A 25165-nucleotide genomic window follows, 5' to 3' on the forward strand; every position below is an offset into this window, starting at 1 on the left:
TTCCCTGATTTTAAAATTTTTTTTGAAGCGCCGGCGAAGCCTATGCCGCGTTGCGGCGGCGTGCGCTGATTTCCTCGGCGGCCGCTTCGCGGGCGGCGCGGTCGGTCTCGATGACATCGCCGATGCTGCCCAGCCCACCCTGCGGCAGGCGGAGCAGAACCTTTTCGACCACGGCGGCAATGTCCGTGAAGCGGATTTCGCTGCCGAGGAAGGCCGCCACCGCCACTTCGTTGGCGGCGTTGAGAATGGTCGGCGCCCGACCACCGGCCTTGAGTGCTTCCCGCGCCAGGCGCAGCGCCGGAAATCTTGTAGGATCAGGCGCTTCAAAGGTGAATTGCGCAGTCTTGGCGAAGTCCAGACGGGCCGAGGGAGCCGGGATTCGGGCCGGCCAGCCAAGGGCATAGGCGATCGGCGTGCGCATGTCCGGGGTACCCAGCTGCGCCAAGACCGAGCCGTCGGTATAGGCGACCATGGAATGGATGACCGATTGCGGATGCACCAGGATCTCGATCCGATCCTCCGGCAGGCCGAACAGGTGGTGGGCCTCGATCAGTTCCAGCCCCTTGTTCATCATCGAGGCGGAATCGACCGAGATCTTGGCCCCCATCGACCAGTTGGGATGGGCGACGGCCTGGGCCGGGGTCATCTCCGCCATCTCGGCCACACTCTTGGTCCGGAAAGGGCCGCCGGAGGCCGTCAGGATGATCTTCTCGATCGCATCGCGCCGGTCGAAGTCGAATACCTGAAAGATGGCGGAGTGCTCGGAATCGACCGGCAGCATCACCGAACCGCTGGCCGCCACTTCCTTCATCATCAGATCGCCGGCGCAGACCAGCGTCTCCTTGTTGGCAAGGCCGATCATGGCGCCGCGGCGGACAGCGGCCAAGGTCGGCTCAAGGCCAGCGGCCCCCACGATCGAGGCCATCACCCAATCGGCCGGGCGCTCGGCCGCCTCAATGACGGCGGCCCGGCCCGCGGCAATTTCGATCCCGGTCCCGGAGAGGCCATCCTTCAGCCGGTCGTAATTCTCGGCCTTGCCGGTGACGGCGAGGCGAGGTTTCAGCCGGCGCGCCTGCTCGATCAGGAGGTCGACATTGCCATGGGCGGTCAGCGCCTCGACCCGGTAGCATTCGGGGTCGCGCTCGATCATGTCGATGGTGTTGCACCCCACCGATCCGGTGCAGCCCAGGACGGTGACACTGCGGGGGTCGCTTTTGCTGGGGGCCCGGTAACCGGGCGCGCCACTTATAGCCATGACAGCACACTGCCTTTGCCAAAATAATCCAACAGGGCGACCGCCACCGATACCGTCAGCAGCCCGTCGACCCGGTCCAGCACGCCCCCATGGCCCGGGATTATATGGCTGCTGTCCTTCATGCCAAAGCGTCGTTTGAAGGCGGATTCGACCAAGTCGCCCGCCTGCTCTATCACAGCGAGCAGCCCGCTCAAAATCATTAAATTCCAGACGCTTGGACCATCAAGCCACCAGGCAGCAAGAAATCCGGCCAGAGCCGCAGCCGCTACCCCGCCAAGAAGCCCGGCCCAGGTCTTGTTCGGCGAGATGCGCGGCGCCAGCTTGGGGCCGCCGATGCTGCGGCCGGCGATATAGGCGCCGGTATCCGTGGCGATCACCAGGGCGAGGATCCAGGCCAGGGTTTCGATCCCGAGGCCGGTGACCGGGTCATCCCGCAGCCGCAGCAGTGCCAGGCTGGGAATGGCGACATAGAGCAGGCCGAGCGGGAACCACACGGCGCGACGGCGATGGGCGGGCCAGGCCACGATGAGGGCGACCAGCGCACCGCAGAGCACCAGCAGCCAGACCGGAAGGTCGATTGGCAGCGGCCGCGGCGCCCGTTCAACCAGCAGGATGCTCACGGCCAGGGCAGCCAGGACCAGGCCCGGCATGGCCCAGTCGCTGACCGGCAGGCGCGCCGCCGGCGTCGGGTCGTCCGGGTTGCGCCGGCGCCCGGCAATGCGGGCCCACTCCCAGGCCATCAGCCCGGCGAACAGGATGACCAGGGCATCGAACCAGGGCCGACCCAGCCAGATGGCAGCGGCCACCACCGGGATCAGGACTAGGGCAGACAGAATCCGGGTAACCAGATTGGATGGGCCGGGCCGGCTATTGGGCGGCGCCATAGCGCCGGCTCCGGCCCTGATACTCCGCGATCGCCGCCTGCAGATCGTCGATGCCGAAATCGGGCCAGTGCTTGTCCAGGAAGACGAACTCGGCATAGGCACATTGCCAGAGCAGGAAGTTGCTGATGCGCTTCTCGCCGCTGGTGCGGATCAGCAGATCCGGGTCCGGCATGCCGGCGGTCAGCAGGAAGCTCTCGAAGGCGGTTTCGTCCAATTCGCCGGGACTGACCTCGCCGCGTTCGGCCGCCTGCAGCAGGCGCCGCGCCGCCAGCACGATCTCGGCGCGGGCGCCATAGCTCAGCGCCACCGTCAGGACCAGGCGGGAATTGCCAGCGGTGCGCCCCTCGGCCGCCTCGATCAGGCGGACGACATCGGCACCCAGGCGCTCGCGGTCGCCGATCACCTTGAGGCGGACGCCGTTCTGGTGCAGTTCATCGATCTCGCGGTTGAGATAGAGCTTGAGCAGCCCCATCAGATCGTCGATCTCGGCCGCCGGCCGCTTCCAGTTTTCCGACGAGAAGCCGAACAGGGTGAGGTAGTCGACGCCGCATTGCGCGGCACCCTTGACCGCCTGGCGCACGGCTTCGGCCCCGTAATTGTGGCCGACTGTACGCGGCAGGCCGCGCGCCCTCGCCCACCGCCCGTTGCCGTCCATGATGATGGCGACATGGCGTGGCGGCGGCACTTCGCCCGCCGGCTGGTTCAGGACCTCGGCTATGCGGCGGGGCTGGTTCAAGGTCAGACCTGCAGGATTTCCTTTTCCTTGGTGGCCAGTGCCTCGTCGACCTTCTTCACATGCTCGTCGGTCAGCTTCTGCATCTGGTCGGCGAGCTTCTTGTGCTCGTCCTCGGAAATCTCGTGGTCCTTTTCCAGCTTTTTCAGGTAGTCCATACCGTCGCGGCGCACATTGCGGACAGCGACACGGCCCTGTTCGGCATATTTGTGGGCGATCTTGGTCAGTTCCTGGCGGCGCTCCTGCGACAGTTCCGGTAGGGGCACGCGGACCGTATTGCCGTCACTGGCCGGGTTGAGGCCGAGGCCGGAATCACGGATCGCCTTTTCGACGGCAGAGACCATACCCTTGTCCCAGACCTGGACGGTGATCATGCGCGGCTCCGGCACGCTGACCGTGCCGACCTGGTTCAACGGCATGGTGCTGCCATAGGCGCTGACCTGCACGGGGTCGAGCAGGCCGGCCGAGGCGCGGCCGGTGCGCAGGCCGCCGAACTCCTTGCGCAGGGCTTCGAGCGCGCCGTCCATGCGGCGGCTGAAATCGTTGAGGCGCGGATCGGTCATGGTGCTGTCTCCTCGTCTTCTTATTCCGCCGCGGCGCGGTCGCCGATCACGGTATAGCGGCCGTGGCCCTGCATCACCTCGGCGAACATGCCCGGCGTATGGATGGAAAACACGATGATGGGTATGCCGTTGTCGCGCGCCAGCGCGATCGCCGTCGCATCCATCACCTTGAGATTGCGGCTCAGGACATCCTGGTGGCTGAGCTGCTGGTAGCGCTCGGCATCCTTCTGGATCTTGGGATCGGCGCTGTAGACGCCATCGACCTTGGTGCCTTTCAGCAGCGCCTGGCAGCCCATTTCGGAGGCGCGCAGGGCGGCGGCCGTGTCGGTGGTGAAATAGGGGTTGCCGGTGCCGGCGGCGAAGATCACGACGCGGCCCTTCTCCAGATGCCGCACGGCGCGGCGGCGGATATAGGGCTCGCAGACCGATTGCATCGGTATGGCGGAGAGAACGCGGGTATCGACGCCCAGCTGCTCGAGCGCGTTCTGCATGGCGAGCGCGTTCATGATGGTGGCCAGCATGCCCATGTAATCGGCCGAGGCGCGCTGCATGCCCTCGGAAGCACCGGCAATGCCGCGGAAGATGTTGCCGCCGCCGATGACGAGGCAGCATTCGACGCCCAGCGCATGGACCTCGCGCACTTCCTTGGCGACCCGGTTCACCGTCGCCGGTTCCAGGCCGTAATCGCGGCTGCCCATCAGGGCCTCGCCGGAAATCTTCAGGAGAACGCGCTTGTAGAGCAGGCCCTCGGCCGGGTTGGCAGGCGCATGAAGGGCATGGGTCTCGCCGGAAGCCTCATCGCCCGAAGCCGCACCAGCCATGGACATGCCCTTGCCTCCCTGCCTCTTGCCCTGTGGGACCGGCCGCCTGGACGGCGACCGCTCCTGCAATCCGGGTCGAACTATACACCGATTCGGCACGGCGGAAGCCGCGCGGCGTCACACCCGGCGTGACGCCCTGATCGGGGTTTCCGGCGCCGCCATGCGGCGGATCCGGGACCGCGGTCCCGGGCCGGGCAGACGCCCGGCCCGGGCTGCCACGATCAGGCCTTCAACTGGGCCGCGACCTCGGAAGCGAAATCCTTCTCTTCCTTCTCGATGCCCTCGCCCAGCGCCATGCGGACGAAGCCGGTCAGCTTCACCGGGGCACCGACTTCCTTGGCAGCCTTCTCGACCACCTGCTTCACCCGGCTCTCGCCGTCGATGACATAGACCTGCTCGAGCAGCACCACTTCCTCGTAGTATTTCCGGAGGCGCCCCTCGACCATCTTGGCGATGATTTCCTCGGGCTTGCCGGACGCGCGCGCCTGCTCGGACAGCACATCACGCTCGCGCTCCAGCGCCGACTGGTCGACGCTGGCGATGTCGAGCGATTGCGGGTTCGCAGCCGCAACATGCATGGCGATCTGCTTGCCCAGCGCCTGCAGCTTGGCAGCATCGCCGGTCGATTCGAGGGCCACCAGCACGCCGATCTTGCCCATGCCCGGGGCGACCGAGTTGTGGATGTAGGAAGCCACCACGCCATCCTTCACGGAGAGCTGCGCCGCGCGGCGCAGGTTCATGTTCTCGCCGATGGTGGCAACCAAATTGGTCAATTTTTCGGCAACGGTGACACCACCATCGGGATATTTCGCGGCCTTCAGCGCCTCGATGTCGCCGCCGGCCAGCGCCAGCTTGGCGACGGCCGCCACGAAACCCTGGAACTGGTCGTTGCGGGCGACGAAATCGGTCTCGGCATTCACTTCGACCAGGGCGCCGGCCTTGCCTTCGGCGGCGGCACCGACCAGACCCTCGGCAGCGACGCGGCCGGCCTTCTTGGCGGCGGCGGCGAGGCCCTTTTTGCGCAGCCAGTCGACCGCAGCCTCGATGTCGCCGTTGTTCTCGGCGAGCGCCTTCTTGCAATCCATCATGCCGGCACCGGAGGTTTCGCGCAGCTCCTTCACGAGCGCCGCAGTAATCTCGGCCATGCTTCTATCCTTTCGTCACTAACCTGGGATCTGGGGAAATGCTTGATATGGCAATGGGGTCCGGGGCGCAGGCGGCGCACCGAACCCCATTGTCGGGTACGATCTCCGCCTTAGGCGGTGGCAGCCTGATCGGCGCCCTCGCCCGCCGGCGGCAGCTGCTCGGCCGGCAGTTCCTCGGACTCGCCGATGTCGCGGCCCGTGGTGATCGCTTCCTGCTGCAGGCCGTCGAGGACGGCGCCGGAGAAGAGATCGAGGTAGAGCGAGATGGCGCGAATCGCGTCATCATTGCCCGGCACCGGGTGGTTGATGCCTTCCGGCGAGGAATTGGAATCGAGGATGGCGACGACCGGGATGCCCAGCTTGTTGGCTTCCTTGACGGCGAGCGATTCCTTGTTGGTGTCGATGATCACCAGGATGTCCGGCTGGCCGCCCATGTCCTTGATGCCGCCCAGCGCCCGCTCCAGCTTGTCGCGGTCGCGGGTGAGCATCAGCAATTCCTTCTTGGTCAGGCCGACGGTGTTGGTGGTCAGCTTCTCCTCGATCTCGCGCAGGCGCTTGATCGACTGGGAAATGGTCTTCCAGTTGGAGAGCATGCCACCCAGCCAACGGTGGTTGACGTAATACTGGCCGCAGCGCTTGGCGGCTTCCGCGACCTTGTCGGAGGCGGCGCGCTTGGTACCGACGAAGAGGACGCGACCGCCGGCCGCGGCGACGTCGCGCACGGTCTTGATCGCCTGCTCGAGCAGCGGGGCGGTGTATTCGAGATTGATGATGTGAATGCCGTTGCGAACGCCGAACAGATAGGGAGCCATCTGCGGGTTCCAGCGACGGGTATGGTGACCAAAGTGCACGCCAGCTTCCAGGAGCTGGCGCATGCTGAAGGTTGGCAGCGCCATTTTCAAAGTCCTTTTCCGGTTAAGCCTCTGCGGGTTTTGCGGTTTAAGTCCAAGGACTTAGACCACCGGAGCGAAGTCTGCCGGGATGTCTCCCCGGACAGCGCGCGAACCCGCATGCGGTTTTGTTAGCGGGGGTTATCTACAGGGCTCGGGGGGAAATGGCAAGGGGCGAACAATGTTGATATTTTTCAACATGTTAGATAACCACGGAAACCATCTTGGCATAGATGCATCAACTAGGCCCGCCTGCACAGGGCATCAGAAACTGAATCCGGCGTCCATCACGTATCCATCACCTCGAGGACACCCGGTATGGCGCGGATGGCGCTGCGGAGCTGGGGGGAGACGGCGATGCGGTCGCGCAAGACGACATCGACCTCGCGCTTCTGTTCGGGCAAATCGAGGATGAGTTCGATCTTGCCTTTGCCGCGCCCGGCCTTGCCCAGGATCTGGCGGATGCCGTCGACGGGGCCAGGTTCCTTGAGGAAGATCTTGAGGCCGGCCGCCGTGGCCGCCGCCGCCTGATCGAGGCTGGAGACCTCGTTCACCATCAGGCGCAGCCCGCCCTCCTCCTCCTGGCGGCAATCGACCGAGAGCAGCAGGGCACGGCCCGGCTCCAGCATCTCGCGCGCGGCGGTGAGCCGTTCAGAAAAGATCGTCGCCTCATACATGCCGCTGGCATCGGTCAACTGGATGAAGGCGAAGCGGTTACCCTTCTGCGAGGTGCGCTCCTGCTTGCCGACCACCAGCCCCGCCACCTTGGCGCGGCTGGTGCCGCGGCTTTTCAGCCATTGCGGCAGATCGGCGAAGGAGACAACGTCGAGGCGCTTCAGGCTGGCGCCGTAGGAATCCAGCGGGTGCGCCGAGAGATAGAAGCCGATGGCGTTGAACTCGTGCTGCAGCCGCTCCATCGGCAGCCAGTCCGGGATGGGCGGCAAAGTAAGGCGCACCTGGGCGGTCTCGGCGAACATGCTGGATTGCGACGAGCCCCGCGCCTCATGCGCCGCCGCCGACTGGCGCAGCATCTGCTCGACGCTGTCGAAGACCTGGCGGCGGTTGGGGTTGAGGCTGTCGAAGGCGCCAGCCAGAACGAGATTTTCAAGCTGGCGCTTGTTGAGGCCCTTGGGATCGATGCGCTCGCAGAAATCCTCGAGGCTCTTGAAGGGCCCGCCCTCGGCGCGGACGCGCACCATCGCCTCGACCACGCCCATGCCGACATTCTTCACGGCCCCCAGGGCATAGCGCACGGCAAGTGATCCATCCGCCTGTTGCTCGACGGCGAAGGTCGGTGCCGATTTGTTAACATCCGGCTGCAGCAGCTTGATGCCGAGATGATTGAGCTCCTGGCGGAAGACATTGAGCTTGTCGGTATTGCCCATGTCATAGGTCATCGAGGCGGCGAAGAACTCGACCGGGTAATTGGCCTTCAGCCAAGCCGTCTGGTAGGAAACGAAGGCATAGGCGGCGGCATGGCTCTTGTTGAAGCCGTAGCCGGCGAACTTGTTGACCTGGTCGAAGATCTCGGCCGCCTTGTCGGCCTTGACGCCACGCTCGACGGCGCCGTCGACGAACAGCTTGCGCTGGGCCTCCATCTCCTCCTTGATCTTCTTGCCCATGGCGCGGCGCAGCAGGTCGGCGCCGCCCAGGCTGTAGCCGGACAGCACCTGGGCGATCTGCATGACCTGTTCCTGGTAGATCATGATGCCGAAGGTTTCCTTGAGGATGCCTTCGAGCGAAGGGTGCAGGTAGTCTGGCTCCTCGCGACCGTGCTTGCAGTTGATGTATTTCGGGATGTTGTCCATCGGGCCGGGGCGATAGAGCGCCACCACGGCGATGATGTCCTCGAAGCGGTCGGGCTTCAGCTTACGAAGCACGTCGCGCATGCCGGAACTTTCCAGCTGGAACACCCCGGTCGCATCGCCTTTGCCCAGCATCTGAAAGGTGTTCTCGTCATCGAGCGGCAGATGGTCGATGTCGAGTTCGATGCCGCGCTGCTTCAGCAGCTGGTCGGCCGTGCGCAGCACGGAAAGCGTCTTCAACCCCAGGAAATCGAACTTGACGAGGCCCGCCTTCTCGACATCCTTCATGTTGAACTGCGTCACCGGCATATCGGAGCGCGGATCGCGATACATCGGCACCAGCTGGTCCAGCGGCCGGTCGCCAATCACGACACCGGCGGCGTGGGTCGAGGCATGGCGATAGAGGCCTTCCAGCTTCATCGCCACTTCCATCAGGCGCTTGACCGCCGGATCCTCGTCCATGGCATTGCGCAATTGCCGCTCGCCCTCGATCGCATCCTTCAGGCTGACCGGATTGGCCGGGTTGTTGGGGATGAGTTTCGAAAGCCGGTCGATCTGGCCATAGGGCATCTGCAGCACGCGGCCCACGTCGCGCACGGCGGCGCGGGCCTGTAGCTTGCCGAAAGTGATGATCTGTCCGACCTTGTCGCGGCCATAGCGCTCCTGCACGTGGCGGATCACCTCTTCTCGCCGGTCCTGGCAGAAATCGATGTCGAAATCCGGCATCGAGATGCGCTCCGGGTTGAGGAAACGCTCGAACAGCAGGCCCCAGCGCAGGGGATCGAGATCTGTGATGGTGAGCGACCAGGCGACCACGGAGCCGGCGCCCGAGCCGCGCCCCGGTCCCACCGGGATGCCCTGCGCCTTGGCCCATTGGATGAATTCGGCGACGATCAGGAAATAGCCGGGAAAGCCCATCTGGATGATGACGCCGAGTTCGAATTCCAGGCGCTCGCGATAGGGCTTCTCCGCTTCCGGCGTCAGGTTCATGACGGCCAGCCGCTTGTCGAGGCCGGCGCGCGCCATCTCGCGCAGCGCTTCGTCCTCGCTCTTGCCGTCGGAAAAGGCCGGCAGGATCGGCTTGCGCGCCGGCGGCATATAGGCGCAGCGCCGGGCGATCGCCAGGGTGTTCTCGATCGCCTCCGGCAGATCGGCGAAGAGAACGCGCATCTCGGCCGCTGTCTTGAAGCGATGCTCGCGCGTCACCTTGCGCCGGTTGCTCTCGGCGACATAGGTGCCGCCGGCGATGCAGAGCAGCGCGTCATGGGCCTGGTACATGCCCTCGTCGCTGAAATAGACATCGTTGGTGGCAACCAGCGGCAGGTCGAATTCATAGGCAAGGTCGATGAAGCTGTCCTCGCTGCGCGCCTCCTCCTCCATGCCGTGGCGCATCAACTCGATATAGAAGCGCCCCGGGAACATCGCGGCGAGTCGCTGCGTCATCGCGCGCGCCTCGACATCCTGTCCCTCCAGCAGCAGGCGGCCGACGAGGCCCTTTGGGCCACCGGACAGCGCGATCAGCCCGGCCGCATGCGAGCTCAGCACATCAAGTCCGACCTGCGGCGCCGTGCCCGGCTCGCCTTCGAGATAGGCGCGGCTCGTGAGCTTCATCAGATTGGCATAGCCGGTCTCGTCCTGGACCAGGAGGACGATCTGGTCGGGGGCCGGAATCTGCACCTGGTGCTGTTCGCGCGGCCGGGCGATGCCAAGCTGGCAACCGGTGATGGGCTGGATTCCGGCATCCTTGGCGAGGCCGGTGAATTCCATGGCGCCGAATAAATTGCCGGTATCGGTCACTGCCACCGCCGGCATGGAATTGCGCTTGCAGAGCTCGATCAGCTGCTTGTTCTTGATCGCCCCTTCCGACAGGGAATAGGCGGAATGGACGCGCAGATGGACAAAATCAGCATGCGGCATGGCGGGACTCGGGATTGTCTTCCCGGATGTTAGGACATACCGGGCGGCCCGAGCGAGCAAAAGAAAACCCCCATCGGCCGACAGAGAAGGTCCGATGGAGGTCGAGGCGACCGCAGCCGGGCTTGGGGGAAGGCTGCGGCGGAGCCCGGCAGATGGGGACCGGGCCTGAGGGTCTGTCAGCGCTTGGGCGGGCTCACTGCCAGGGGGTCGTGAACAGGGCCGCAAGGCCACCCGGCATCTGCTCGGCCGCCGGAGCGCCGAACCCATAGCTCATGGGGGTATCCGGCTCGCTCCAGGCAAAGCGACGGGCCTGGGGATAGTGCCGGCCGTCAACGCTGGGCGGCACCAGATCGAGGGTGAGCGCGCCGCCGCCGCTGGCCATCAGGCGCAATCCGCCTTCCGCCGGCAGCGAGGTCAAAGCGAAAACTCGGCCGAGGGGTGTTGCCCCTTGGCGCAGTGCCAGCCGGCGCGCGTCGGCCACGTCCTGGGCATCGCGGATCGGCATCCATTCAAGGATTCCATTGGCGGCAAACCTAGCGGCCGCCACCTCGCCCGCGGCAAAAAGTGCGCCGAGTTCCAGCTGCCGCGGCAATTCGCGGGCGACGATCACCCGATATAGAATCACCTCCGCATCCACATCGATCGCATAGGCCAGCGCGTTGTCGAGGTCGAACAGGGCGGTGCCAATGCCGAGCCTCTGCCGTGCCAGGCGCTGCCAGGCCTGGGCTGCATCCCGCGCCGCAGCGGGCTGGCGCCGCACCAGGTCGATCTCGTCGCCGCCATCCAACAGACGCTCGCGGCGCAGTTCGACGATTTCGGTCAGGGTGGGGGCCAATGTCCAGGGCGTGGATTTGGCGGCGCTGGCGAGATCGATTGCCGGGGATTGAAGGGTCATGGCGCAATCCTCCACCAGGGTTCAGGAACCAGCCTGCGATGCACCGGCCCCGGAAAATCGCTCCGGGGCCGAGCATCCTCTCTGGCGAACAATCTGCCCGATTCCGGTTGCCGCCATCTTGCAACGCCATGACACGTTGATGACGGCGACTTCCGGTGCGCGATCAGGCGCCGATCTCGCCACCGTCATCCTTGGTAATGGCGACGACGCTGGGCCGGGGCGGCATGCCGTCCTTGAAGTCGGGCCAGCGCGTGCTGGGATTCTGGAAATTGGAACCGTCCTCGTCGCCCGGATGCTGCACGGCGACGAACAGGGTTTTGCCGTCCGGCGTGAAGGCCGGGCCGCAAAGTTCGGCGCCGCGCGGACAGCCGAGGAAGTGGCGCGTCACCGCCCTTCCCTCGCCTTCCGTCTCGGTCACCCAGAGACCGTCATGGACGCCGTGATCCGGGAAACCGTCGGTCGAGATCCACAAACGACCAGATGCATCGAAGGCGATGTTGTCCGGGTTGGCGAACCAGCCCGCATCGCTGACTTCGCCACCATAGATGGCTTTCGCCTCGGGGTCCTTCGGGTTGCCGGCCTGGATGAAAGCGTTCCAGGTGAACCGGTCGGCGGCGTGGTCCGCCCTGCCATCCTTCATCGGCGGCACCATCTCGACGATGTGACCCCAGATGTTCTTTTCGCGCGCATTGGCGGCATCGACCTGTTCGGCCTTGCGCTTGTCGTTCTTGGTGAGGACGACATAGACCTTTCCGGTCTTGTCGCTGGCTTCGATGTCCTCCGGCCGGTCCATCTTGGTGGCTTCGAGGAGATCGCCTGCCCGGCGCGCCTCGATCAGCACGTCGGCCTGGTTCTTGAAGCCTTTGGCCTCGGTCAGCGGCCCCTCGCCGAAGGTGAGCGGCAGCCAGGTGACATTGCCATCGGCATCCAGCTTGGCAACATAGAGCGTACCGTCATCAAGCAGCGTCGAATTGGCGCGCCCGGCCGCCGGATCGAAGGTGCCGCTGCTGACATATTTGTAGACATATTCGAATCGCTCGTCGTCGCCGGTATAGACGACGAGGCGATTGTCGCCGTTGATTACCGTGGTCGCCGCCTCGTGCTTGAAGCGGCCGAGCGCCGTGTGCTTCTTCGGCATCGAGGCGGGATCATAAGGATCCACTTCCACGATCCAGCCGAAACGGTTGGGCTCGTTCGGCTCCTTCGAGATGTCAAAGCGGTCCGCGAACTTGCCCCAGGCATAGGAGGGTTCGCCCTTGATGCCCATGCGCTTGGCGTTGGCAGCCTCCGGCGTCGCTTCCGGGTCGCCACCGAAGTACTGATGAACGTTCTCTTCCGCGGTCAGGATGGTGCCCCAGGGCGTCCAGCCGCCGGCGCAGTTGTTCATGGTGCCCAGCACCCTGGTGCCGGTGGCGTCGGCCGCAGTCTTGAGGCGGGCGTCACCGGCCGCCGGCCCGACCAGTTCCATTTCGGTCGCCAGCGTGATGCGGCGATTGAGGCGGCTGTCCGGCACCGCCGACCAGCCATTGCCGTCGCGCTTGACCTCGACCACGCTGAGGCCGTGACCGGCCTGCTCATAGGCCGCCATCTCGGCGGTGGTTGCTTCCAGCGCCGCCTTGCCGTCTGCGAATCCGGGGAAGATCATGTGGGCGTCGGTGTATTCGTGATTGACCACGAGCAGGCCATGATCGCTGGCGCCGGAACCTTCCGGCAGCGGGCAGAAATGCACGAAATCGCAATTGTAGCCGAACTGGCCGGCCTGGGCGGCGGCATCATGCTTCAGCGGATCAAAATCCGGCGCCCCGGCGATGATCGGATCGCCCCAGCGCAGCAGCGTCTTCGCCGTATAGCCCTGTGGGACGTGCAGGTTCTCGTCATAGGCATGGGGGATTTCCGCGAAGCCAAGCTTCGGCGCGGCGGCGGCGCCACGCGGATTGATACCGACACCGATGGCGCCGATGGCGGCGCTGGCCATCAGCCCCTTGAGGGCATCGCGGCGCGACAGACGGACCCGGATAAGGTCGCTGAGCGCCGGACCCGCGCTGGGGTTGGACGGATTGTTGTCGTCCTCGTTGTTGATATGAACCGGCGTGCGGTAATGACGATCGGTCATCGCGTGAGCCTCCTTTGTCAAAGCGATCACCGGCGATTTACCGCCGCATTATGTCGCTCTGAAAAAGCTTCGATGACGAGCCAGTGACAGTCGCTGCCGAAGAATTAGGCAGTGACCAATTCTCCGTCACGCAGCGTCACCGCCCGGTCCATTTTTTGCGCGATATCAAGATTGTGCGTCGCAATCAGCGCCGCCACGCCGAGATCATGCACCAGGTCGGACAGCATCCGGAACACCGCATCCGAGGTATGGTGGTCCAGATTGCCGGTCGGTTCATCGGCCAGGAGGATGCCCGGCGCATTGGCAAGTGCCCGGGCGATGGCGACGCGCTGCTGCTCGCCACCCGAGAGCTTGCCGGGTCGATGGCCGAGGCGCTGGCCGAGGCCGACCCGCTCCAGCAATTCCCGGGCACGTGGCTCGGCGGCGCGGCGAGTCTCGCCGGCGATCATCTGCGGAATGACGACGTTTTCCAGCGCCGAGAACTCCGGCAGCAGGTGGTGATACTGATAGACGAAGCCCATTTTCTCGCGGCGGATACGGGTCCTGGCATCGTCGCCGAGGGCGGCCGTCGCCTGGCCGTCGACCAGAATCTCGCCGCCCGACGGTTTCTCCAGCATACCGGCGATGTGCAGCAGGGTCGACTTGCCGGAACCGGAAGGACCGATCAGCGCCACCATCTCGCCGCGCCGCAATGTCAGGTCGGCATGCCGGATGACTTCCAGCCGACCGCCATCGGCCTGGGGAAAGCTCTGCCGGATATCCTTCAACTCGAGGACAACATTGCCGTTCTGGGCGTGACCGCTTCCCCTACTCATAGCGGAGAGCCTCCACCGGATCGAGGCGGGCTGCCCGCCAGGCCGGATAGATCGAGGCCAGCAGGGTAAGGACCAGCGACATCGCCGAGATCATCACGACCTCGAGCGGATTGACGATGGCCGGCAGTTTGGAGAGGAAATAGATCGTCTCGTTGAAAAGGTCGGTGCCGGTCAATCCTTCCAGGAATCGCCGGATGGTTTCGATATTGTAGGCAAAGGCGGTGCCCAGCGCGCAGCCGAGGATGGTGCCGACGATGCCGATGCTGGCCCCCGACAGCAGGAAGATGCGCAGGATCATGCCCTTGGTCGCCCCCATGGTGCGCATGATGGCGATGTTGCGGCCCTTGTCCTTCACCATCATGATCTGCCCGCTGATAATGTTGAAGGCGGCGACGATGATGATAAGGGTGAGGATGAGGAACATCACGTTGCGCTCGACCTCAACCGCGGTGAAGAAGGGACGGTTCGCCTCCTGCCAGTCACCGATGTAATAGGCCGGGCCGACAGCTGCCGAAACCGCACGCTTGATCGCCGGCACCTGGTCGATATCCGCCGCCATCACCTCGATATTGCTGGCTCGTTCGCGCAGCTTGAAATAGATCTGCGCCATCTCCATGCCGATGAAGCCGATCGTGTTGTCGTACTGGTACATGCCGACATTGAACAGGCCGACCACTTTGAAGGTCTTCATGCGCGGCAGCGCGCCGCCGATGGTGATGGCGATGTCGGGCGAGATGGCGGTGATCTCGGCGCCGATACCGACCCCCAGCGACCGCGCCATGGCCTCGCCGATGATGATGCCGTCGGGATTGCGCAGGCCGTCAAGCGTACCGGCGATCATGCCGTCGGCGATCAGCTTCTTGGTCCTGAGATCCTCGAGCCGTACACCCCGCAGGATGGCGCCGGTGCCGCCCTCGTTGACGGTGAGGAAGACCTGCCCCTCGACCAGCGGAATGGCCGAGGCGACACCCGGCAGCCCGCGCAGTGAATCAGTCATGCGGGCATAGTCCGGAATGCCCTGTGACCCGCCATTGACCGAGAGATGCGCATTGAAACCCAGGATCCGGTCCAGCAACTCCGCCCGGAACCCGTTCATCACCGACATGACCACGATCAGCGTCGCCACACCCAGCGCGATACCGAGCAGCGAGAACCCGGCGATGACCGAAACGAAGCCTTCCTGGCGGCGCGCGCGCAGATAGCGCATCGCCACCAGGCGTTCGAAGGCCGAGAAGATCATGCGCCCTGCCTTGAAGCCAGCTTGTTCAGCGCCGCTTCGGCCGAGATTTCCTCGACGGCGCCGGTCTTGCGGGTCTTGAACTCGACCTCGCCCTTGGCGGCGCCACGCGGGCCGATCACGACCTGGTAGGGCAGGCCGATGAGGTCCATCTGCGCGAATTTCTCGCCGGCGCGGACATCACGGTCATCATAGAGCACCTCGACGCCGGCCCTGGTCAGCCTGGCATAGAGGTCGTCGGCCATCGGCGTGGTCGCAGCATCGCCGGCCTTCAAATTGACGAGCCCGACCTTGAAGGGGGCGACACTCTCCGGCCAGACGATGCCCTTGTCGTCGTGGCTGGCCTCGATGATGGCGCCGACCAGGCGCGAGACGCCGATGCCGTAGGACCCCATATGGACCGAAATGGTCTGGCCGTCCTGGGTCTGTACCTGGGCCTTCAGCGGCTCGGAATACTTGGTGCCGAAATAGAAGATGTGACCCACCTCGATCCCGCGCGCCTCGACCTGGCGGTCCTTGGGCAGGGCGCCGAAACGCGCCGCGTCATGCTTCTCGTCGGTGGCGGCGTAATCGGTCGTCCACTGCTTCACCAGTGGCTCGAGGTCGCTGTCATAGTCGATGTCGAGCGAGAGCACATCGCGTTCGATGAAGCTCCTGTCGCAGAAGACGGCGCTTTCGCCGGTATCGGCGAGGATGATGAATTCATGTGAGAGATCGCCGCCGATGGGGCCGGTATCGGCCGCCATGGGGATCGCCTGCAGGCCCATACGCGCGAAAGTGCGCAGATAAGAAACGAACATCTTGTTGTAGGCCCGGCGCGCCCCGGCCGCATCGAGGTCGAAGCTGTAGGCGTCCTTCATCAGGAATTCGCGGCCGCGCATGACGCCAAAACGGGGGCGCACCTCGTCGCGGAATTTCCACTGGATGTGATAGAGCATCTTCGGCACATCGCGATAGCTCTTCGCCGAATTGCGGAAGATCTCGGTGATGAGTTCCTCATTGGTGGGGCCGTACAGCATCTCGCGGTCGTGGCGGTCGGTGATGCGCAGCATCTCCTTGCCGTAATCGTCATAGCGGCCGCTTTCGCGCCAGAGGTCGGCCGACTGGATGGTCGGCATCAGCAATTCCTGGCACCCGGCGCGGTCCTGCTCCTCGCGCACGATCTGTTCGATTTTCTTCAACACCTTGAAGCCCAGCGGCAACCAGGAATAAATACCTGAACTAGCCTGGCGCACCATGCCGGCCCGGAGCATCAGGCGATGCGACACGATCTGGGCCTCGCTGGGGTTTTCGCGCAGCGTGGGCATGAAAAACTGGCTGGAACGCATGGGATGAGCCTTGTCGGGATGGGTTTTGCGGATGCGGCCGGACTTTAGGGAAAGAGCCCTTATCTGTCCACAAGCGGGCATTATTTGGGCGGGTAATATTCCCGGCAGAGTTCCGCCAGGGCAGCCGTTTCCGGGTCGCCCAGTAATTGTCCCTCGTAATAGACCTGATCGCCCTTGACGATGACCGTCCCCACTTGGGCCTCGGCATTCCAGAGCACGGAATTGGCCGGGATATGGAAGCGGTCCTGGACCAGGACCTCGATCGGAATAACGATGATCTCCGGCACCTTGATATTATAGCCGCCGCCGAGATCGGCCGGCGCCACGGGCCGCCCATGGGCATCCACCCCCGGCTGGTACTCGACCCCCGGCGCCTGACGGTACCGGACCAGCCGGTCGCAATCCCGCTTCGAGACGGCCACATCCGCCGAAGCCGGGCCAGCCAGCAGGAAAAGGGGCAGAAGGATCATCAGGGCTTTCATGGGACCAGTCTAGCAAGTCCGGTGCCGCGAGGCGAATGACGCGGTCGTGAGCCATCAAACCCGGATCAAATGCACCTTGGTGATCGGCTTCTTGTCATAGGTGCGGTGGAACCAGCGCCGCGCGGCAAGCCGGACCGCCTCGGCAAGCTCGGAATCGTCGCCGCGCTTGGTCCTGGGCATCCCCTCCATGGCGTCCGCCACCTCTTCGGCGATTGCCGCCACCGCCTCCCCCGCCGCCGGCTCGTCCAGCAGGCCATCCAGCGAGACCTTGGCCGGAACCAGCGGCTTGCCGGCATGATCCACCACCAGCGAGACCAGGATGACGCCGTTGAAGCTCATGCGGTGGCGGTGGCGGATGGCCTCGCTGTCGGCCGGGACCAGCGCCTTGCCATCGAGGGCGAGGCGGCCGGAGGGCACCCTTGCCACCGTCTCGACCGGGCCGGGGGCAAGGCGGATCAACATGCCGTTCTCCGGCGCCAGCGCTTCCGGTACCTGGCACGCCTTCGCGAACTTCACGTGTTCCTGGATGTGCCGCGCCTCGCCATGGACCGGCAGTGCCACACGCGGGCGCACCCAGTGGTACATCTCGGCCAGTTCGTCCCGCGCCGGATGGCCCGAGACATGGACATGCTCGTCGCGATCGGTGATCACCTCGATGCCGCGTCTGGTAAGATCGTTCTGCAGACGGTTGATGGAAAGCTCGTTCCCCGGAATCACGCGCGAGGAGAAGATCACGGAATCGCCCGGCTCCAGCGTCACATGGGGATGCTCGCCGCGCGCGATGCGGGTCAGCGCCGAGCGTGGCTCGCCCTGGCTGCCGGTGCAGATCATCAGCACGTTCTCGCGCGGGAAATAGCCGACATCATGCTCGTCGACAAAGGGCGGCAGATCGGTGAGATAGCCGTTCTCCTGTGCCGCCTCGACCATGCGCCACAGCGAGCGGCCGACGAGGGCGCAATGGCGGCCATGGGCCTCGGCCACCTTGGCGATGGTCTCGACGCGGGCCAGATTGCTGGCGAAGCAGCCGATGGCGACCCGGTTGTCCAGGCGCCCGACCAGTTCCATCAATGAAGCGCGGACGTCCGCCTCGGAGCCGGACGTCCCCTCGACGAAGACATTGGTGGAATCGCAGATCATGGCGAGGACGCCGCCCTGCCCCAGCGCGCGCAAGGCCACCTCGTCGGTGGTCGGCCCCACCAGCGGCTCCGGGTCCAGCTTCCAGTCGCCGGTATGCAGCACGGCGCCCAAGGGCGTCCGGATCACCACGGCGTTGGGTTCCGGGATCGAATGGGTCAGGGTGATGAGCTCAACCTCGAACGGGCCGATGGTCGATTTCCCCGACATCGGGATGATGGTGATCTTCGCCTCGCGTTCCAGCCCCGCCTCGGCCAGTTTCCGCTTGAGGACCGAAGCGGTGAACGGCGTCGCATAGAGCGGACAGCGCAGGCGCGGCCAGAGATAGGGCACGGCGCCGATATGGTCCTCATGGGCATGGGTCAGCACGATGCCGACCAGGTCATCCGACCGCTGGTCGATGAATTGCGGGTCGGGCATGACGACGTCGATGCCGGGGACCGAATCGTCGCCGAAGGAGATGCCGAGATCGACCATCAGCCATTTGCCGGCATGGCCGTAGAGGTTGAGGTTCATGCCGATCTCGCCGGACCCGCCCAAGGGCAGGAACAGCAATTCGTCGTCGCGCGGAGACAGGGAATTCATCAGCCGCGGTTCCGGCGGTAGATCTCGACCAACCCGCGCATGGTGATATCCGGGTCGAGATGCGTGATGACCGGCGTCTGGCCGTGGAACAGCGGCGCCAGGCCACCCGTGGCCACAACGTCAAGCGAACCGCCGAACTCCTCGCCGATGCGCTTCACCATGCCCTCGATCAGGCCGACATAGCCCCAGAAGATGCCGGACTGCATCGCCTCGGTGGTACTCTTGCCGATGACGCGGCCGGGGCGCTCCACCACGATGCGCGGCAGCATGGCGGTGGCGCTGTGCAGGATCTCGACCGAAAGCACGATGCCGGGCGCGATCGCGCCGCCGATATAGTTTCCCTCGCCATCGACCACGTCGAAAGTGGTCGCCGTACCGAAATCCACCACCACCAGCGGCTTCCGGTAGGTCAAATGGCCCGCCACCGCATTGGCGAGGCGATCGGCGCCGACGGTCGAGCTTGGAATGTCCATCTTGACCTCGATGCCCAGCTTGACGCCCGGATCGCCAACGACCAGCGGCTTGGTCTTGAGGTGTGCCTCGCACAGCATGTTGAGGTGGAAGAGCGATTGCGGCACCACGGTGGCGATGATGGCAGCATCGATATCGGCAAGGCGCAGGCCCTGCATCGTCATCAACTGGTTGAGCCAGACGACATACTGGTCGGCAGTGCGTCCGGCCTCGGTCTTGATGCGCCAGTCGCCCAGGGGTTTCTCGCCGTCATAGACGGCGAATTTGACATTGGTGTTGTTGGCATTGATGGCAAGCAGCATCGTTCTTCCCCTGATCTTCCAGCAGCCTAGGCGGGTGCGAAGAAGATGTCACCCGCGGCGATGCGGCGAATGACACCGGTTTCGGTTTCCAGCAGCAGCGTGCCGTCAGGCTCGATCCCGGCGAAGGTCCCGGCTGCCTCCTCGCCGCCCAGCCTTGCCAGGATGCGCGCCCCCAGCCCCTGGGCATGGCGCAGCCATTCCTCGCGCAGGGCAGCAAAGCCGTCATCCTGCCAGCGTTGATAGAGCGGCTGGAACTCGGCCAGCAGGAGATCCAGCGCCCGGTCCGGCGGCAGGGCCGGCCCGCCCGCCGCAACCAGATCGGTGGTGGGATAGAGCGCTCCGGCCGGATGATGACGCAGGTTGACGCCCATGCCGAGCACCAGCCAGTCCGGCCGCGTCGGCTCCGGGCCACCGGATTCCAGCAGGATGCCCGATATCTTGGCGCCACCGACCAGCACGTCATTGGGCCATTTCAGCGTCACCGGTTGCGCCACCAGGGCGCGGACCAGATTGCCGATGGCCAGCGCCGCCACGAAGCCGAGGGTCGCCGCCTCGGCCGCGGGTTTGCGAGGGCGCAGCAGGATGGAGACATAGAGATTGCCGGGTTCCGAGGTCCAGCTGCGTCCGCGACGACCGCGACCGCTGAGCTGCCGGTCGGCGCGCAGCACGAGGCCAGCGTCGCCCCCCTCGGCCGCACGCTGCTTCAGCGCATCATTGGTGCTGCCGATCTCCGCAACGGATTCAACCCGGAAGATGAGCGACATCGGACCCCGGTCGGTCAGCGGGAATCAACCGGCAAAGAGCGAATCCGCCGCCGCGGTGGAAAGCTCGATCACCGGTCCGCCGGCAAGGAAGCCGAAGCTGATCACCACGACCGAGGCGATGAGGACCGCGCGCAGGGTGCCGGGCACCCGGTCGAACGGCGTCGTCGCCGGGTCGAAGAACATCACCTTGACGATGCGGATGTAGTAGAACGCCGAGACAACGCTGGTCAGCACGCCGATGACGGCAAGGCCATAGAGGCCGGCGGCGATCGCCGCATTGAAGACGAAGAACTTTCCGAAGAAACCGGCCAGCGGCGGTATGCCGGCCATCGAGAACATGAAGATGGCAAGTGCCACGGCAAGGCCGCGCTGCGACTGGCTGAGGCCGGCAAGATCCGAAATCTCCTCGACGCCCTGGCCCTGGCGGCGCATCGCCATGATCACGGCGAAGGCGCCGATCGTCATCACTACATAGATCGCCATATAGAGCAGCAGGCCGTTGATGCCGGCGGCGGTACCCGCAGCAAGCCCCACCAGGGCGTAGCCGACATTGCCGATCGAGGAATAGGCCATCAGGCGCTTGATGTTCTTCTGCGCGATGGCGGCAACCGCCCCCAGGATCATCGAGAGCACCGCCACCACGACGATGATCTGGCGCCACTGGTCGTCCATCTCGCCGAAGGGTCCGATGAGGACACGCGCGAAGAGCGCCATGGCCGCCACCTTGGGCGCCGCCGCGAAGAAGGCAGTGATCGGAGTCGGCGCGCCCTCATAGACGTCCGGCGTCCACATATGGAACGGGACCGCCGAGATCTTGAAGGCAAGGCCGGCGCAGAGGAAGACGAGGCCGACGATGAGACCGAGCGAGGGCTCGCCCGCGAGGGCGGCCGCCAAGGTCTCGAAGCTGGTCGAGCCGCTGAAGCCGTAGATCAGCGAGGAACCGTACAGCAGCATGCCGGAGCTCAAGGCACCCAGCACGAAATATTTGAGGCCGGCCTCGGTCGACTTCACCGTGTCGCGGCGAATGGCGGCGACGACATAAAGCGCCAGCGACTGCAGTTCGAGGCCGACATAAAGCGCGATGAGGTCGTTGGCCGAGATCATCAGCGCCATGCCGAGTGAGGCCAGCAGCATGAGGAGTGGCAGTTCGAAGCGCACGACACCGTCCCGCGCCATCTGGTCGAGGGCGACGATGATGGCGACCGCGGCAGCCCCGAACGCCACGATCTTGGCAAAGGCGGCAAAGGCATCCGCCACGAAGAGGCCGTTGAAGGCGAGGCCGGCGGCGCCATCCGTCGCGGTGAGTGCGATGGCGATGACGAGCGAGGCGACGCTGGCCCAGCCGATGAGGCGGGTCGAGCGGTCGCCGCCCCAGGCGCCGAGTACCAGCAGGGCAAGGCTGGCCACCGCCAGGAAGATTTCGGGCCGGGCGAGGCCGAGATTGAGGCTGACGAAGGACTCCATGACTGCTCTGCCCTTGCCTTATTGCGAACCGGCGGCCGGCGCCGCGGCTTCAGATTGTTCCATGGCCAGCGCCGGCGCGATCAGCGCCGCGTCGAGGCCGCCCTCGGCAACTGCCTCCATGCGCGGACCGTAATCGCGCACGAAGGCCTCGACCGTGGGGCCGAAGATCGAGGTGAAGCTGACCGGATAGATGCCCATCCAGAAGACCAGGATAACCAGCGGCGCAAACACCGCCTTCTCGCGCCAGGACATGTCGGCCATCGCCCTGACGTCATCCTTGGTCAGTTCGCCGAAGACGACGCGGCGATAGAGCCACAGCATGTAGGCAGCGCCGAGAATGAGGCCGGTGGCAATGAAGAGAGCCACCCAGGTACTGTCCTGGAACACGCCCACCATGATCAGGAATTCGCCGATGAAGCCGGCTGTCCCGGGCAGGCCAACCGAGGCCATGGTGAAGATCAGGAAGACGAAGGCGTAGCGCGGCATGTTGTGGACCAGGCCGCCATAACGCGCGATCTCGCGGGTATGGAGCCGGTCATAGATGACGCCGACGCAAAGGAAGAGTGCGCCGGAAACGACACCGTGGGCCAGCATCTGGAACAGTGCCCCCTCAATGCCCTGCTGGTTCATCGAGAAGATGCCGGCGGTGACGAACCCCATATGCGCGACCGAGGAATAGGCGATCAGCTTCTTCATGTCCTCCTGGGCCAGCGCCACCAGCGAGGTATAGATCACGGCGACAATGCTCAAGGCATAGACCAGCGGCGTGAAATAGGCCGAAGCCTCGGGCAGCATCGGGATCGAGAAGCGCAGGAAGCCATAGGCACCCATCTTCAGGAGCACGCCCGCCAGGATCACCGAACCCGCCGTCGGCGCCTCGACATGGGCGTCCGGAAGCCAGGTATGGACCGGCCACATCGGCACCTTGACCGCGAAGGAGGCGAACAGCGCCAACCACAGCCAGAATTGGATGTCCGGATCGAAGGTGAAGGCCATCAGGGTCGGGATGTCCGTCGTTCCCGCGAGCTGGTACATCGCCAGGATGGCGAGCAGCATGAGGACCGACCCGGCGAGCGTGAACAGGAAGAACTTGATCGCCGAATAAACCCGGCGCGGCCCGCCCCAGATGCCGATGATGAGATACATCGGGATGAGCACGCATTCGAAGAACACATAGAAGGTGACGAAGTCGAGGGCGCAGAAGGTGCCAACCATCAGCGTCTCGAGCCCCAGGAACGCCACCATGTATTCCTTCACCCGCTTCTCGATCGTCTCCCAGCTCGCCAGGATGCAGATCGGCGTCAGCAGGGTCGAGAGCAGCACGAAGGTCATCGATATACCGTCGACGCCCATGTGATAGTTGATGCCGAGCGCCGGCAGCCATTCCACCTGTTCGACGAACTGGAAGCCCTCGACCGTGCGGTCGAACTGGAACCAGATCACCAGCGAGACGGCAAAGGTGATGAGCGAGGTCCACAGCGCCACATAGCGGGCATTGCGCGCCACCGCCGCCTCGTCCCCCTTGAGGATGAGGATCAGCGCCGCGCCCACGAGCGGCAGGAAGGTGGTCAGGCTGAGGATGGGCATGCTGCTGCTCATCAGGGTCTCACTTACCGAAAGCGAAGATGTACCAGGTGACCAGCGCGACGATGCCGATCAGCATGACGAAGGCGTAGTGGTAGACATAGCCGGTCTGAAGGCGCGCGAACCTCTTGGCGAGGTAGTCGCCGGTCAGCCAGGCAAAGCCGTTGATGGCGCCGTCGACGATGGCCCCGTCGCCGCCCTTCCACAGGAAGCGGCCGAGGACGAGGGCCGGCCGCACGAAGAGCGCGTCGTAGATCTCGTCGAAATACCACTTGTTGTAGGAAAGCAGATAGAGCGGCCGCAGCGCCCCCGCGACCGCCGCCGGCAGGCCCTTCTGCACCATATAGGCATAGCTCGCCAGGGCGATGCCGGTGAGACCGGCAAAGAGCGGGATCAGCTTCACCCAGAGCGGCACGTTGTGCGCCTCGTGCGGGACATGATTGGTGGCGGCGAAATGCACCGCCTGGCCCCAGAACTCGGCCATGTGATGACCGACGAAGCTCTCGTACCAGATGATGCCCGCACCGAGAGCACCCGCCGCCAGCACGAAGAGCGGCGCCAGCATCACCCAGGGGCTCTCATGGACGTGATGCATGACCTCGTGGCTGGCCCGCGGCTGGTTGTGGAAGGTGAGGTAGATCAGGCGCCACGAATAGAATGCGGTCATGACGGCGCCGATGATGCCGAGCCAGAAGGCATACATGCCGACCCCGCTATGCGCCGCAAAGGCCGATTCCAGGATGCTGTCCTTGGAATAGAAGCCGGCGAACCCATAGACGCCGGGAATGCCGACGCCGGCCAGGGCCAGGTTGCCGATCCACATCAGGCCATACGTGATGGGGATGAGCTTGTAGATGCCGCCCATCTTGCGCATGTCCTGCTCGCCCGACATGGCATGGATCACCGAGCCGGCGCAGAGGAACAGCAGCGCCTTGAAGAAGGCGTGGGTGAAGAGGTGGAACATGGCGGCGCCATAGGCACCCACACCGGCGGCGAAGAACATGTAGCCAAGCTGCGAACAGGTCGAATAGGCGATGACGCGCTTGATGTCGTTCTGCGTCAGACCGATGGTGGCGGCGAAGAAAGCAGTGGAGGCGCCGACGATCGTCACTACATCCTTGGCGATGGGCGCGTATTCGAACATCGGGGAGAGGCGGCAGACCATGAAGACGCCGGCCGTCACCATGGTGGCGGCATGGATCAGGGCCGAAACCGGGGTCGGACCCTCCATCGCGTCGGGCAGCCAGGTGTGCAGGAAAAGCTGCGCCGACTTGCCCATGGCACCGATGAAGAGCAGCAGGCAGAGCGCCTCCAGCGTTGGCACCTGATAGCCGAGGAAATCGAAACTCGGCGGCACGTTGCCGGTCAGCACCGCGTCGAAGACCGGCTTGAACTCGACCGTGCCGAAGACCAGGAAGACGCCCATGATGCCGAGCGCGAAGCCGAAATCGCCGACCCGGTTGACCAGGAAGGCCTTGATCGCGGCCGCATTGGCACTGGGCCGGTCGAACCAGAAGCCGATGAGGAGATAGGAGGAAAGGCCGACGCCTTCCCAGCCGAAGAACATCTGGATGAAATTGTCGGCCGTCACCAGCATCAGCATGCAGAAGGTGAACAGCGTCAGGTAGGCCATGAAGCGCGGCACCGACTTGTCGTGGTGCATGTAGCCGATCGAATAGACATGCACCATGGCCGAGACGGTGTTGACCACGATCAGCATCACGGCGGAAAGCTGGTCGATGCGCACCGCCCAGGCGGCGCGGAACGTGCCGGTCTCGAACCAGGTGAAGATCTCGGTCGTGCGCGCGACGCCGCTGCCGGTCACGTCGAAGAAGACGATCCAGGAAAGCACCATGGCCAGCAGCATGAGGCCCGAGGTGATGTACTGCGCGGCATGGTCGCCGAGGCGGCGGTTGCCGAGACCGACGATGAGAGCGCCCAGCAGCGGAAGGGCGACGATGGCGACGTCGATATTCAT

General features: G+C 64.7%; 20 protein-coding genes. All 20 read right to left on the bottom strand.

Annotation, left to right across the window (positions count from 1 at the left end; translation table 11 throughout):
• Positions 1 to 40 precede the first annotated feature (40 nt).
• Complete coding sequence (locus A8950_RS15085; RefSeq protein ID WP_133614509.1) at positions 41 to 1255, bottom strand: 1-deoxy-D-xylulose-5-phosphate reductoisomerase; 1215 nt, start codon at positions 1253 to 1255, stop codon at positions 41 to 43.
• Positions 1246 to 2139, bottom strand: coding sequence for a phosphatidate cytidylyltransferase (locus A8950_RS15090; RefSeq protein ID WP_133614510.1), 894 nt, complete (start codon positions 2137 to 2139; stop codon positions 1246 to 1248). The genes A8950_RS15085 and A8950_RS15090 overlap by 10 nt, the downstream gene beginning before the upstream one ends.
• Positions 2123 to 2794, bottom strand: coding sequence for a polyprenyl diphosphate synthase (gene uppS, locus A8950_RS15095; RefSeq protein ID WP_133614665.1), 672 nt, complete (start codon positions 2792 to 2794; stop codon positions 2123 to 2125). The genes A8950_RS15090 and uppS overlap by 17 nt, the downstream gene beginning before the upstream one ends.
• An 83-nt stretch (positions 2795 to 2877) precedes the next feature.
• Positions 2878 to 3435 (bottom strand): ribosome recycling factor, encoded by a 558-nt coding sequence (gene frr, locus A8950_RS15100; RefSeq protein WP_133614511.1) that lies wholly within the window; start codon positions 3433 to 3435, stop codon positions 2878 to 2880.
• Positions 3436 to 3455: 20 nt separating this feature from the next.
• Positions 3456 to 4262: a UMP kinase gene (gene pyrH / locus A8950_RS15105; protein ID WP_166645206.1), complete on the bottom strand. Its 807-nt coding sequence runs from the start codon at positions 4260 to 4262 to the stop codon at positions 3456 to 3458.
• A gap of 215 nt (positions 4263 to 4477) precedes the next feature.
• On the bottom strand, positions 4478 to 5401 hold the full coding sequence (gene tsf, locus A8950_RS15110) for a translation elongation factor Ts (RefSeq protein WP_133614512.1): 924 nt from the start codon (positions 5399 to 5401) through the stop codon (positions 4478 to 4480).
• Positions 5402 to 5511: 110 nt separating this feature from the next.
• Positions 5512 to 6297, bottom strand: a complete 786-nt coding sequence (gene rpsB / locus A8950_RS15115; protein ID WP_133614513.1) for a 30S ribosomal protein S2 — start codon at positions 6295 to 6297, stop codon at positions 5512 to 5514.
• A 281-nt stretch (positions 6298 to 6578) separates the two neighbouring features.
• Positions 6579 to 10013 carry a DNA polymerase III subunit alpha gene (gene dnaE / locus A8950_RS15120; protein ID WP_133614514.1) on the bottom strand — a complete coding sequence of 1145 codons (3435 nt, stop codon included), beginning with the start codon at positions 10011 to 10013 and terminating at the stop codon, positions 6579 to 6581.
• A 193-nt stretch (positions 10014 to 10206) separates the two neighbouring features.
• Positions 10207 to 10908 carry a hypothetical protein gene (locus A8950_RS15125; protein WP_133614515.1) on the bottom strand — a complete coding sequence of 234 codons (702 nt, stop codon included), beginning with the start codon at positions 10906 to 10908 and terminating at the stop codon, positions 10207 to 10209.
• Between the two features lie 163 nt (positions 10909 to 11071).
• The gene (locus A8950_RS15130) at positions 11072 to 13021 is read right to left on the bottom strand and encodes a PhoX family protein (protein ID WP_133614516.1); all 1950 of its coding nucleotides are present in this window, start codon (positions 13019 to 13021) and stop codon (positions 11072 to 11074) included.
• A gap of 104 nt (positions 13022 to 13125) precedes the next feature.
• Positions 13126 to 13836, bottom strand: a complete 711-nt coding sequence (locus tag A8950_RS15135) for an ABC transporter ATP-binding protein (protein ID WP_133614517.1) — start codon at positions 13834 to 13836, stop codon at positions 13126 to 13128.
• Positions 13829 to 15076 (bottom strand): lipoprotein-releasing ABC transporter permease subunit, encoded by a 1248-nt coding sequence (locus A8950_RS15140; protein ID WP_133614518.1) that lies wholly within the window; start codon positions 15074 to 15076, stop codon positions 13829 to 13831. The genes A8950_RS15135 and A8950_RS15140 overlap by 8 nt, the downstream gene beginning before the upstream one ends.
• Positions 15073 to 16401 (bottom strand): proline--tRNA ligase, encoded by a 1329-nt coding sequence (proS, locus tag A8950_RS15145; protein ID WP_133614519.1) that lies wholly within the window; start codon positions 16399 to 16401, stop codon positions 15073 to 15075. The genes A8950_RS15140 and proS overlap by 4 nt, the downstream gene beginning before the upstream one ends.
• An 80-nt stretch (positions 16402 to 16481) precedes the next feature.
• On the bottom strand, positions 16482 to 16871 hold the full coding sequence (locus A8950_RS15150; protein ID WP_133614520.1) for a hypothetical protein: 390 nt from the start codon (positions 16869 to 16871) through the stop codon (positions 16482 to 16484).
• A gap of 66 nt (positions 16872 to 16937) precedes the next feature.
• The gene (locus tag A8950_RS15155; protein WP_133614521.1) at positions 16938 to 18602 is read right to left on the bottom strand and encodes a ribonuclease J; all 1665 of its coding nucleotides are present in this window, start codon (positions 18600 to 18602) and stop codon (positions 16938 to 16940) included.
• Entirely contained in the window at positions 18602 to 19375 is a 774-nt protein-coding gene (locus A8950_RS15160; protein ID WP_133614522.1) for a type III pantothenate kinase, read from the bottom strand. The genes A8950_RS15155 and A8950_RS15160 overlap by 1 nt, the downstream gene beginning before the upstream one ends.
• A gap of 26 nt (positions 19376 to 19401) precedes the next feature.
• Entirely contained in the window at positions 19402 to 20139 is a 738-nt protein-coding gene (locus A8950_RS15165; protein ID WP_133614523.1) for a biotin--[acetyl-CoA-carboxylase] ligase, read from the bottom strand.
• Between the two features lie 24 nt (positions 20140 to 20163).
• Entirely contained in the window at positions 20164 to 21603 is a 1440-nt protein-coding gene (gene nuoN, locus A8950_RS15170; protein ID WP_133614524.1) for an NADH-quinone oxidoreductase subunit NuoN, read from the bottom strand.
• Between the two features lie 18 nt (positions 21604 to 21621).
• On the bottom strand, positions 21622 to 23202 hold the full coding sequence (locus A8950_RS15175) for an NADH-quinone oxidoreductase subunit M (RefSeq protein ID WP_133614525.1): 1581 nt from the start codon (positions 23200 to 23202) through the stop codon (positions 21622 to 21624).
• A gap of 7 nt (positions 23203 to 23209) precedes the next feature.
• Entirely contained in the window at positions 23210 to 25165 is a 1956-nt protein-coding gene (gene nuoL / locus A8950_RS15180) for an NADH-quinone oxidoreductase subunit L (RefSeq protein WP_208109879.1), read from the bottom strand.

The organism is Dongia mobilis, from assembly GCF_004363235.1.
GTDB classification, from domain to species: domain Bacteria; phylum Pseudomonadota; class Alphaproteobacteria; order Dongiales; family Dongiaceae; genus Dongia; species Dongia mobilis.